10 protein-coding genes are annotated in these 13222 nt (G+C 36.2%); 1 reads left to right on the forward strand and 9 read right to left on the reverse strand.

Annotation, left to right across the window (positions count from 1 at the left end; all coding sequences use genetic code 11):
- Positions 1-4 precede the first annotated feature (4 nt).
- From murD to panE, 9 genes are all read right to left on the reverse strand, one after another.
- Positions 5-1357: a UDP-N-acetylmuramoyl-L-alanine--D-glutamate ligase gene (gene murD / locus M1D73_RS20160; RefSeq protein ID WP_000860115.1), complete on the reverse strand. Its 1353-nt coding sequence runs from the start codon at positions 1355-1357 to the stop codon at positions 5-7.
- A complete protein-coding gene (gene mraY, locus M1D73_RS20165; protein WP_000893060.1) occupies positions 1358-2332 on the reverse strand; it encodes a phospho-N-acetylmuramoyl-pentapeptide-transferase in 975 nt (324 codons plus the stop codon). It lies immediately after the preceding gene.
- 22 nt (positions 2333-2354) lie between these two features.
- Positions 2355-3830: a UDP-N-acetylmuramoyl-L-alanyl-D-glutamate--2,6-diaminopimelate ligase gene (gene murE, locus M1D73_RS20170; protein ID WP_000766313.1), complete on the reverse strand. Its 1476-nt coding sequence runs from the start codon at positions 3828-3830 to the stop codon at positions 2355-2357.
- A 184-nt stretch (positions 3831-4014) separates the two neighbouring features.
- Positions 4015-5931 (reverse strand): stage V sporulation protein D, encoded by a 1917-nt coding sequence (locus tag M1D73_RS20175; protein WP_001266234.1) that lies wholly within the window; start codon positions 5929-5931, stop codon positions 4015-4017.
- 81 nt (positions 5932-6012) lie between these two features.
- Complete coding sequence (locus M1D73_RS20180) at positions 6013-8163, reverse strand: penicillin-binding protein (RefSeq protein ID WP_000739960.1); 2151 nt, start codon at positions 8161-8163, stop codon at positions 6013-6015.
- A 21-nt stretch (positions 8164-8184) separates the two neighbouring features.
- The gene (gene ftsL / locus M1D73_RS20185; RefSeq protein ID WP_000182804.1) at positions 8185-8547 is read right to left on the reverse strand and encodes a cell division protein FtsL; all 363 of its coding nucleotides are present in this window, start codon (positions 8545-8547) and stop codon (positions 8185-8187) included.
- Positions 8548-8562: 15 nt separating this feature from the next.
- Entirely contained in the window at positions 8563-9495 is a 933-nt protein-coding gene (gene rsmH, locus M1D73_RS20190) for a 16S rRNA (cytosine(1402)-N(4))-methyltransferase RsmH (RefSeq protein WP_000472508.1), read from the reverse strand.
- Between the two features lie 368 nt (positions 9496-9863).
- On the reverse strand, positions 9864-11480 hold the full coding sequence (gene bshC, locus M1D73_RS20195; RefSeq protein WP_000403040.1) for a bacillithiol biosynthesis cysteine-adding enzyme BshC: 1617 nt from the start codon (positions 11478-11480) through the stop codon (positions 9864-9866).
- A gap of 79 nt (positions 11481-11559) precedes the next feature.
- On the reverse strand, positions 11560-12444 hold the full coding sequence (gene panE, locus M1D73_RS20200) for a 2-dehydropantoate 2-reductase (protein ID WP_002182931.1): 885 nt from the start codon (positions 12442-12444) through the stop codon (positions 11560-11562).
- Positions 12445-12740: 296 nt separating this feature from the next.
- Between panE and M1D73_RS20205 the strand changes: the two genes are divergently transcribed.
- A complete protein-coding gene (locus M1D73_RS20205; protein WP_000506694.1) occupies positions 12741-13214 on the forward strand; it encodes an N-acetyltransferase in 474 nt (157 codons plus the stop codon).
- Positions 13215-13222: the final 8 nt, after the last annotated feature.

Genomic DNA, 13222 nt, shown 5'->3' on the forward strand with positions numbered 1-13222 from the left:
TACTTTATATAAGTTTATGCACAGCTTGTATAAAAATGTCTCCTCTTTCTTCAAATGTTTTAAATTGATCCCAGCTTGCACACGCTGGAGAAAGAAGAACGACATCACCATCTTTAGAATGAGCATAAGCTTTCACCACTGCTTCATCTAAAGTATCGACACTTTCAATTATATCTAATCCCGCTTTTTCTGCCGCTCTTACTAGTTTAGGAGCTGTTTGTCCAAATGTTACAATCGCTTTTACATTTTTGAAATACGGAATTAAATCATCGAATTCATTTCCGCGATCAAGCCCACCTGCTAGTAACACAATCGGTTGTGTAAACGCAGATAGTGCTTTCTCAGTCGCTAACATATTCGTTGCTTTTGAATCATTATAAAACTTACGGTTGTTAATCGTTGTTACATATTCTAAACGATGTTTTACACCCGTAAAACGTTTTAACACGACCGTAATTGCTTCATTAGAAGTACCTAATAATTTCGCAATACTCATCGCAGCTAAAATATTTTCTAGATTATGTTGACCAGGTAAAACGATATCGCTTACTTCAATAACTTTTTCACCTTTGAAATAAAGAGCGTTATCTTTTATACACGCACCATCTTCAATTTCTTTCGTTGTCGAAAACAGGATTTTTTGACCTTTAGAATACGCAGACAAAGCCATCACATCTGCATCATCCGCATTTATTACACTATAATCATTTTCTGTTTGGTTTTTAAAAATATTTGCTTTTGCTAAACCATATTCTTTCTTCGTCCCATGATAATCTAAGTGGGCCTCAAATAAATTTAAAAACGCAGCAATTTTAGGTTGGAACAATTCTACTCCCATCAATTGAAACGATGAAAGTTCTGTAACTACAACTTCATTTTCTTTTGCATCCTGTGCTACTTCACACGCTACAGTTCCAATGTTCCCTGCAATTACAGGATGCTTTTGTCCTTCTTTTAGCATTTCAAATGTCAGCATTGTCGTCGTCGTTTTACCGTTAGACCCCGTAATCCCAACAAATGGTGCTTCTGAAATACGATATGCTAATTCAACTTCCGTAACAATCGGAATTTGCTTTTCTTTCGCAGCAACTAATATTGGATTAGAATACGGGATTCCTGGATTTTTTACTACAAGAGAAATATTTCTCTCTAATAATTCTAAAGGATGACCACCGCATACAACGTCCATTCCTTTTGCTTGTAATTCTGCAGCAAGTACATTCTCTGCTAAAGGCTTTCCGTCATTTACAATAACATTTGCCCCTAACTTTTGTAACAATGTAGCTGCTGCATAACCACTTTTTGCAATGCCCAATACAAGAATATTCTTATTTTGAAATTCAGTTACAGTTTTCAATTACATCCACACCCCGATATAAATTCCTAACACAGCTAATAAAAATCCTGCAGACCAAAACGTCACAACAACACGCCACTCTGACCAACCACATAATTCATAGTGATGGTGTAATGGACTCATTTTAAAGACACGTTTTCCTGTTGTTTTAAATGAAATGACCTGAATGATAACCGATAAAGTTTCCATTACGAATACTCCGCCAATAATTACAAGTAGCAATTCTTGTTTTAATAAAATCGCTACAGCTGCAATGGCTCCACCTAAAGCTAATGAACCTGTATCTCCCATAAACACTTTTGCTGGATTCGCATTGAATACTAAAAATCCAAGTACAGCTCCTACAACTGCCATACAGAATATCGCTACTCCAAATTGCTCTTGTGCCACAGCAATAATACTAAATGCTCCAAATGCAATAGCAGCTGTTCCTGATAATAAACCATCTAAACCATCAGTTAAGTTAACTGCATTTGATCCACCAATAAGCATAAATAGTACAAGTACGAAATACGCCCAACCTAATTCAAACTTAACATCCGTTCCCGGAATCATGATGTATGTGTGGAACGCTTGCCCTTTTCCAATTAAAAAGAATGCAATAGCAATAACAAGCTGACCTACTAATTTTTGCTTTGATGTTAAACCAAGATTTCTCTTCTTAACTACCTTTATGTAGTCATCTAAAAATCCAATCAATCCGTAACCAAACGTCACTAATAGTAATAACGAAACCTCTGCACCTAAATAATTAAACTTAATCGCCATAATAAGTGAAGTTACCATCATAGATACGTATATGACGATACCACCCATTGTCGGTGTCCCTGATTTTTTTTGATGTGACTTTGGTCCCTCATCACGAATACTCTGTCCGAACTTTAATTTTCTTAAAAATGGAATAAACAATGGCGAAAGGGCAACAGAAATTAAGAATGCTACCCCAGCCGTTACTAATAAACCTTGCTCAAGCACATGTAGTCCTCCTCTCACGTTGTTACTCTTCGTTGTTTAAACGCCCTGTAATTGCTTCTTTAGCAACTTCACGATCATCGAAATGATGAACTTCTTTACCAATAATTTGATACGTTTCATGCCCCTTACCAGCAATAATAATGATATCATCTGCTTTCGCTTTAGCGATTGCATGATGTATTGCTTCTTTTCTATCAATGATCATTTCATAATTTTTCCCGCTTGCACCATGTACCATATCATCTAAAATAGCCGCTGGATCTTCACTTCTTGGATTATCTGATGTATAAATTGCATGAGTTGCATATTTTGTTGCAACACTTGCCATTATCGGTCTCTTCGTTCGGTCCCTATCGCCACCACAACCAACGATACAATACACATCACCTTTTGCAAATTGTTTTGCAGTTTTTAATACATTTTCTAAACTATCTGGCGTATGTGCGTAATCAACAATAACTGTATAATTTTGCCCTCCATCAACAACTTCAAAACGTCCTGGAACCCCAGCTAAATCCTTTATAACAGCAATGATTGTTTCTAATTTCACACCCGAAACAAGTCCTGCTGCTGTTGCTGCAAGTACGTTATATACATTAAATTTACCTATTAATTTCATCGTAACATTTACACTTTCATATGGTGTGACAAGCGTAAATGTAGTCCCGCCACTCGTCATAACGATATTTTTTGCCATAATATCACTTGTTGTATCAATACCATATGTTACAACTGTTGCTGCAGTACTTCTCATATACTCTTCTGTTACATTATCATCGCTATTCAGCACAGCGTACTTTTCACGATTATGATTATAACTATTGCCAAGCTGTGCAAATAGTAACCCTTTTGCATGTTTATATTCTTCCATCGTTTTATGATAGTCTAAATGATCTTGTGTTAAATTCGTAAACACCGCTACATCGTAATCACATCCGTGTACACGACCAAGATCTAACGCATGTGACGAAACTTCCATTACCGTGCTGTCCACACCTTGTTCAACCATTTTTGAAAACGTCTGTTGAAGTGTTAGTGCATCTGGTGTTGTATTTTTCACCTCAAATGTTTCATCACCGATTTTCATATTAATCGTTCCAATTAGCCCTGTTTTATGACCATGTGCTCGCATAATCTCATCCATAATATGCGATGTTGTTGTCTTTCCATTTGTACCTGTAATTCCGATTAAATGTAACTTGTGTGTCGGTTGACCATAAAAATAATCAGCTAAAACCGCTAACGAACGAAAAGTATTTTTCACAAGTACAACTGGAACGTCAACATCAATTGGTCTTTCCGCAACAATAGCAGCCGCTCCTTGTGCCGCTGCTTGCTTAGCAAAATCATGGCTATCAACCGTATATCCTTTCATACATACAAATAAGCTTCCCTCTTTCACTTTACGTGAATCAGCTTCTATAGATGTGATTTCTGGATTTTCTTTTGGAACAACTGGAAAATCATGCAAACATGATACAAGTGTATGCAACTTCATTTCACTAAACCCTCTCTACATTGTTTATTTATCTTTTTTCAGTAAGCAACACATTACCTCCTATATAAGGAGGTAAGTGCTACTGACCTATTTATGAATGAGACACTTACTGTCTCAAATTAAGTAACTGTTCTATAAAGAACTCACTTCCACCAATTGTACCATAAAACGTACTATGTTACCTTTAATTCCCGAAGTAAATTCTAATTTTTGAGCCTTCTTTTACTTTAGCTCCCGCTTCTGGTGATTGTTTAATTACTTTCTCTCCATCTCCACTTATATCAAGCTTCAAATCGACGAGTTGTGTTTGTAAGTCTTTCTTTTTCATTCCAATTAAATTCGGAACTTCCACAGTTGGTGTATCGCCCCATTTATATTCTTTCTCAACTTGTTCTTTTCTCGGTTTCACTCCCATAACAGGAAGCGCATCTCGAAGGATATTCCCGACAATCGGAGCTGCTACCACTCCACCAAACTGTGTAACCCCTTTTGGATTATCAACAGCAACATACACAACAATCTCTGGATCATCCGCTGGAGCAAATCCGATAAAAGATACTATATAATTATTCTCTAAATATTTACCATCTTTCACCTTTTGAGCAGTACCCGTTTTTCCACCTACACGATATCCATCAATATAAGCACCTTTACCAGAACCTTTCGCTACAACATTCTCTAATGCATAACGAACTTTTTCTGAAGTTTCCTTGGAAATAACTTTTCTTTTCTCAACAGGTGTCTTTTTACTAACAACTTGATTATTTTTCGGATCAATAAACTCCTTAGCTATATACGGCTGATACAATGTTCCACCATTTACAGCCGCCGCTACAGCTGCTACTTGTTGAATCGGTGTAACAGAAACCCCTTGGCCGAATGAAGTTGTTGCTTGCTCTACTGGACCAACTTTATCTAAATTAAATAAAATCCCACTGCCTTCACCTTGCAAGTCAATTCCAGTCTTCTGCCCAAAACCAAAATTACGAATGTATTTAAATAATCGGTCTTTACCAAGGCGATCACCAAGTTCAATAAATCCCGGGTTACATGAGTTTTGAACGACTTCTAAAAACGTTTGACTGCCATGACCTCCTGCTTTCCAGCATTTCAATCTAGCTCCACCTACTTCAGCTGCTCCATCATCATAAAACGTATCCTTCTCTAAGTCTACTAAATTTTCATTCAATGCTGCAGCTAATGTAATGATCTTAAATGTTGAACCAGGCTCATACGTACTCCATACAGGTAGATTTCTGTTATACACTTCTGGAGAGACACTTTGAAAATCCGCTGGGTCAAAACTCGGTCGACTAGACATACCTAAAATTTCACCATTTTTAGGATTCATTGCAATCGCAATCATACCGTCAGGATTATAAGTTGACTCCGCAATATTCATTTCTCTTTCCATAATCCTTGTAATACGCGCATCGATTGTTAATCCTAAATTTAAACCAGCTTCTGGCTTTTTGAAATCATCACCAACATTAGGCATCCTTTGTCCTTTCGCATCTGCAAAAAAACGCACATGACCTTTGTCCCCATTTAGCTCTTTATCATAATATTTTTCTAGTCCCATAAGACCTTGGTTATCGCTACCTGCAAAACCTAATACATGTGATAAAAAGTTTCCAAATGGATAGTACCGGATAGAATCCTCTGCGATATACACGCCCTTCAAACTTAATCCTCGTACTTCTTTCGCTTTGTCATGTGATATTTTCCTTCCGCCTTTATCTAACCTTACAATCGATTCTTTTTTTGTAATCCTTTTATAAATCTCATCTTTTTCCACACCTAATACTGCAGCTAACTTCTCTGCAGTCTCTGCTGGTTTTTCAATTTGCCTCGGTACAACAAAGACAGTTGGAGCACTTTTATTCGTGGCAAGTTCCACACCATTTCGGTCTAAAATTTTCCCACGTTCGGGTTCAAAAGTAATATTACGACTCCATGAATCTTTCGCACGATCCGTTAACATATTCCCAAGAAAAAATTGCACATATCCAAGACGAATATCGATAATAGTGAAAATAAGTATACCTGATATAAGTATAAAAATAAGTCGTTTTCTAACTGTTACATTTGATACACGCATATCGGAACAAGCCTCCCTTACGCCTAGCTTGTTCCAATATATGCTTGTACTTATTTAATTAGAACTTATTCTCTTTTACCATTACGGCTTTTCTGCTTCTTGCTGTGGTTCGAGTGGCGGTACGAGTGTTACACCTAATTCTGTACCAGGTTGTAATAATGTTCCTTCCGCCACACTTTGTTCTGTTACGTATCCTGTACCAGAAGGTTTCAAGTTAAGCTGTAATGTCTTCGCTAAATTCATAACATCACGCAGTGCCCATCCTTGTATATTTGGCATTGTAGGCTTATCTCCTACCAAGAAGACTCGGTCGCCTTTTAATGTTTGTTCAGTCGCTTTTGGTACTTGTTGCTGTACTTTCCCTTCACCTAGTACGATTGGACGAAGTTTTGCTTTATCAATCGCTTTCCCCGCTTCAGCCATCGTTTTACCAGTTACATCTGGAACAGTAGTTTGTTGTTCTTTCAGATGTTTTTTCGGATCTTTCACTTCATTTGGCTTAATCTTTAAATACTCTAAACTATTTTTTGTTACATATTTAAAAATATCAGCTAAAGGTTGTGCGCCGTTCTCATCATCTTTTAATTTCGGCTGTTTAACAGCTACATACACGACAAGTTGTGGATCGTCCATTGGTGCCATACCTAAGAATGAGAATATATAATTCTGTCTTCCTGTCATATAGCCGCCTTTTCCATCCGGAATTTGCGCTGTACCTGTTTTACCACCAACTGAATATCCATCAATTTTATAAGCTGTCCCTGTACCTTTCGGAGATGTAACAACACGTTCTAATAACTGTCTTACTTGCGCTGCTGTTTCCTTTGTAACAGGTTTTCCTACTTCTTCTGGCTTATGTTCTAATTTTACTTTGTCTGTTATCGGATCTACAATTTTATCAATTGCATAAGGTTTCATCATTTTCCCATCATTTGCAATGGCCGTTGCAGCTTGTACAAGCTGAATTGGTGTTACAGTGGAACCTTGTCCAAAAGCTGTTGTCACTTGTTGTATTTGCTGATCAAATAAAATTGTATTCGATCCTTCACCTGATAAATCAATGTTCGTTTTTTCATCTAATCCAAAACTATGAATATATTTTCGGAAACGTTCTGGACCAAGTTTTTGATCTCCTAAAATTGCAAACGCTACGTTTGAAGAACGCTCTACCCCTTCATCAAACGTGATAGAGCCCCAACCAGCACCGCCATTATGATCTTTTATTTTCCTATTTCCGACTTGATATGTCCCGGATTGATAATAATCTTGTCCTTTGTACACACCTTCATTAATAGCTGCCGCTAACGTAAAAATTTTCATTGTTGATCCAGGTTCAAATGCATTGGCAATCGCGTCATTGAAGAAATATTTAATTTGGCGATCATTAGGATCATAACTAGGTTTAGTAGACATCGCTAATATTTTCCCAGTTTTCGGATCTGCAACAATCCCTATTAAACTTTCTGGCTCATATTGCTTACTTGCTGCTTTCATCGCGTCTTCTAAATAACTTTGGACACGTTGATCAATTGTTAAATAAGCATTATCTCCATTTTTAGGTGCCTTTACATTAACTTTCCCCCCATCAAGGGACACACCTTTACGATCACCTGTATATGCTACTTCTCCGTTCGAAGCACTTAAGTATTTATCCAAGCTTTTCTCTATGCCAAATTGACCTACCGAGGTTCCATTCTCATTTGGTTTTGCATGACCTATAACGTAAGATGCAAAATCACCGTTTGGATACACCCTTGCATTTTCTGTAATAAAAGATATTCCCGGCAACTTCAACGCTTCTATTTGTTCCTTCTTTTCTTTCGTCAAATCCTTGCCTAACGTTCCAAATTCGACTTGACTTCTACCTTCCTTGTTTAAAGAAGCTAAAATATCCTCTTCGCCTTTTCCAAGTACTCCTGCAATTTTCTTTGCAGTATCTTCTTTATTCTCAACTGAGTTAGCACCTTTTAGTGCAGCTACCATTTTGTAAGAGTTTGCGTCTTGCGCTAACACATGACCGTTTTGATCATAAATGGTTCCTCGGTTCGCTTCAAGAACTCCTTTTTTACTATGCTTTTGTTTAGCAAGTGCATCTAAATCCTGATTATGAACGGTTCCTGTTGATTGTATGTAAAAAAATCGGGCTAATAACAGCAAAAAGAGCAGGAGGAAAAATATCATAAAATAACCTGCTCCCTTATTGGTATGAAATTTAGTCATATTCTTCTTCATCGTTCCTTCACACCTATTGCCTTATTTGAGGCCTTTCACATTATTCGCATTAATTTCTAGCCCATGTTTTTTTGCAACTTCAGCGATTCGTTCATAGCGACTTAACTTCTCTACTTCAGCTTGTAATTCTTGATTTTCTTTTTGCTGCTGTACAATTTTTTCTTCTATCGTCGCTGCTTCTACATTAACTTGATAAAGGCCTGCTTTATTTCCAATAAACGCGACACAGGCATACAATAAAAAGCCAATAAACGCTACATACAACAGTTTTTCGATTCTTGTAATTTTCGCTTTAACCTTCGGCTTAGCCATCTGCTGTGGGGGCGTTTGAATTTGCACCTCTTCTTGCGCTTGTTGTTTGTACTTTACAGCTAAATTAGTCATACCTCTCTCTCCCTTTTATCGTTTTTCAGCGATTCTCAACTTCGCAGAACGCGCACGATTATTTTCTTCTAGCTCTATATCAGAAGGTAAAATCGGTTTTCTTGTAATAAGCTTTAATTTCGGCTTAAATTCATCAGGAATAATCGGTAATCCTGGCGGCAATTGTGGCGTTGTACTATTTCGCTTAAACGTTGTTTTACAAATACGATCTTCTAATGAATGGAATGTTATAACACTAACCCTTCCACCTGGCTTAACCATCTCAATAGCAGATTCCAATGCTTCTTCAAATACTTTTAATTCATCGTTTACAGCTATACGAATTGCCTGAAACACTCGCTTAGCAGGATGCCCACCCGTTCTACGAGCAGGAGCCGGAATACCTTCTTTAATTAGCTCTACTAATTCTCCTGTCGTTTCAATAGCTTTATTCTCACGATAAGCTTCAATTTTTCTTGCAATTTGTTTTGAAAATTTCTCTTCACCGTATTGGAAGAAAATCCTTACAAGTTGTTCATATGACCAGCTATTTACAACATCGTACGCTGTTAATGGGGCATCTTGATCCATCCGCATATCTAGCGGTGCATCATGATGATAACTAAAGCCTCGTTCTGGTGTATCTAATTGTGGGGATGAAACACCTAAATCAAATAAAATACCGTCTACTTCTGTTATACCTATTTCCTGCAGTTTTTCAGCTAAATAACGGAAGTTACTCTTTACTGTTATAAACTGTTCACCGTATGAAGAGAACTTTTCTTTCGCGTTTTGAATCGCTATCTCATCTTGATCAAACGCTATTAATTTTCCACCTTCAGTTAATTGGGATAATAAATAAGAACTATGTCCTCCTCCCCCCAGTGTACAATCTACATATGTACCATCTGGCTTTATATCTAAGCCGTCTACTGTTTCCTTTAAAAGCACTGTTACGTGTTTAAACATTGTTGCACCTACTCTTTTTCCAATTAATTATGTTGAATGTATCCCTTCCTCTAAACACATATTTCACGCTTAGAGAATGAAATAATACGAAAGAACGACTCATTTAACTTACCAACAAAGGCAACATACTATACAAATCGCTATTTTCTTTTATTATATACTAAATTTTATCATCTTTTGCGGGAATTTAAATAAAAAACTGTCGAAAAAGCGAATAATACGTTTACATTTTGTGCTATTTTGTCATATATTTAAGTATCCAACACAATTGCCATATTTAACACTTTTTGATTGATAATTCAGAAAAAAATCACTTCACAGTAAATTCAACGGAATAAAAATAAAATCCTGCTCCAAAGAGCAAGATTTTATAGTTTTATAACATGATGTTTTCCGTCCCAAGAAAAAGGGTTTTCCATTACACGATCAACGAAATCCAAACCAAACTGATTTAAATAATAACATACATTCCACACACGTTCTTGCGGTGCACCTAATGGACGAAGTGCGAATTGTATACGGCGGAATTTATTTAGCTGAACCTCATACTTTTTCTCAACATTTCTTTTCAACATTCTTTCCAGCAGTTCAATTTGTTCATTAATTTTCAATTCGTTTTTCCCTGCAAACGCACCTAACCCTGGCTCTATTTTCTTTACAAATTGCTGTAAAGATGTATGAATATCGGCAATTTCTTTTTTCGCCTTTTCAAAATGATCATCAATCGGTTCCTCTATTTGATTAGACAACCAGTTTTCACGCAATTTATCGACATCATTTAAAAACGGATCACTTTCTCTCAATTGCAAATCAAATAAATCCGTCGCTATATCTCTCTCCACATAAGTAATTGTAAGACGAGGAACGACAGGTGGCATTTGAAAACCGACAGTATGGAATACTTGTTGTAATTCACTCCAATAAGCTAATTCTCCTGGACCTCCAATAAATGCGAGCGTAGGAAATACATACTCTTGCATAAGAGGACGTGTTACAACATTATTACTAAAACGTGCCGGATTTCTCTCCATCTCTTCAATCAACTCTTCGTATGAAAAGGAATGCGCCCCATCCTTTCCAACAAACTTACCTTGTTGATCTTCAAGCAATACTCGTTCATCATCTATTTCCATGAATATATGCACTGCATGAGACTTCGTTTCAATAATCGGTTTGTATCCTAGTTCTTTAATTACTTCTTGCTGATTACGAAGCCCCTCTTGTACCTCTTTATACTTACTTATAATTCGCTTGAAAAATGGAATTTCTAACTTTCTTAATTCAGAATGATGTGAATCAACAAGGATTAAACCAGAATTAGCAAAGATTTTCGTAATAAGATGAGCAAAGAAATCTACATACGTATTCGATTTTTTCAAAGCATCATCAACAAATTTTAATACATCCTTTGTAAAATTTGTTTCTGGGTATGTTTTAAAAATCTCTTCAATCCAATTTCTACAATCTTCAACAGAAAGTTCAGACTCAGAAGCACTCGCCTTTTTCGGATTACGGTCATAAAAAATAGTTTTTTTCATCTTTTTATTTTTCGCTACAAAAGTATGGTTAATCTCATCCATATCATGGTCTTCACCCGCAATCCAGAAGACAGGGACAACTTTAACTCCTAAACTTTCTTCCTTTTCCTTTGCAAGCTGTAAAATTGAAATAACTTTATGAATTGTATAAAGCGGTCCAGTTAATAACCCTGCTTGTTGTCCAGCTATAACAACATATGTATTTTCATCTCCAAGCGCTTTTACATTTTGAAGTGTAGATTCTCCCGCTTGTAATTTTGTATTATATTCTAATAAATGCGCTACTAAATCTTGGCGGAAAAACTCCCTTTCACGCAAATCATGTAAACGTTGTTTAAAAGCATCTTCTGTTAACATATAATCAAAACATGACTGTATCTCTTTTTTACCGTTCATATAGTCCGCTACAACACCTTGTTGCGGAACAGAGATTTCTTTTATCTCCATATAATTCTTCCTTTCGTATCCAGTTCTCTCACCAATCCACATTGTAGTCAATGTTTCACGTAAAAGCAAAGAATAACACTTATACTCTTGTTTCTAACCCTTTTATTGCATCGAACAAAAATTGAAGTGTCGGAACTGGTAGTTGCTGTTTCTTAGCTTCTTCTAATACATATCCAACAATCGCATTAATTTCCGTCTGTCTATTCGCTCTTACATCCGCTAACATAGAGGATGTATTACGAGACGTTCCTTCACACACATTTCGTACCATTTGCCATACCATTTCTTTTTCTCCTCTAATAAGAAATGCGACCTCCTGAAACACTTGCTCCATCATTTGATAAAAAAAACGATTCGTGATTAATTCACCATTCTTAACTCCCAATAGTGCTGTCAATGGATTGATACATACATTTACTACTAATTTTTTGTGCATAATCTCTTCCCAATCCGTTTCTATTTGAACTGGAAAATAAGTAACAGGAAAATAACGGAATATTTTCTTGAAATGTATAGATTGACCACAAACCACTCCAAATTTTGTTACCCCTATCCCAGTATGATGAACGATATGCCCTCCCTCTTTTTTCGCACCATGTTCTACAATACCAACAGCTATATTTTCACTCCCTATTTTCAGCATCTTTTGAAGATGCGACATTCCGTTTTGCAAAAAGATTAATGATGATGCCCCTTCCACAAACGGTAGTACGTCATCTATATGATATTGCTTCACAGAAATAAATATATAATCTAAATTTTGTGCTACCATACTTTCTATCGGTAAAACAGATGGATATACTGTTTCACATCTTCCATCTCTAATACAAGTTACACCTGTTTCATTCAACTCTTCAGCCTGCTTAGCCGTTCTTGTAAACAACGTAACATCTTGGTTACTTTTTTGTAAATAAAATGTATACAATAGACCAATAGCACCTGGTCCGACAATTCCAATTTTCATTTTCACACAAGGGATTCACATTAAGCGCCCTTGCCTCCCCTCCTTTTTATATCTTTTTAAAGTACATGAGCACGCCCTATAATTTCGTTGTCCTCTGTCAAACAAATACACTCTCTTTTTTCGCTATGTATAATACTGCCTATTAATACACTTATACTCTTAGTTTAGCAAATCCTCAAAAAAATAATAAAAGAAATATACTATCTTCTTCATAAAAATAAAAAAATGAGTTATAATATTATTGTAAATATTTTTACTTTTCTGCATTCAACAAGATAACAAAAGGATGTGATGTAATGGGATTCCCAAAAGTTGAGCGCTTGCTCATCAATTATAAAACGTTAGATGAATTCAAAAAATTTAAAGGGTGCGGAGCCCAAGAACTATCTATGCTGGAAGAATTACAAGCAAACATTATTGAAAACGACAGTGAATCTCCATTTTATGGCATTTATTATGGTGGATCACTAATCGCACGTATGAGTCTATATATGAAAAGAAACGGCGGAGAACCATTCGAAATTACAGGTCCTTACCTAGAACTTTATAAACTTGAAGTATTACCAACTTTTCAAAAACAAGGATTCGGGCAAATGCTTGTAAATCATGCGAAACAAATGCAATTTCCTATTAAAACAATAGCACGTATTCATTCAGCTGGTTTTTGGGATAAATTAAATTTCAACCCCGTATCAGTAACTGATGGTGATTTTTATATTTGGCATCCAGAAACAAATTTGAATGCGGTTACAAACGAAGAATCGGCTTAAAAAATAAA

The sequence above is a fragment of the Bacillus sp. PK3-067 genome, from assembly GCF_056738645.1.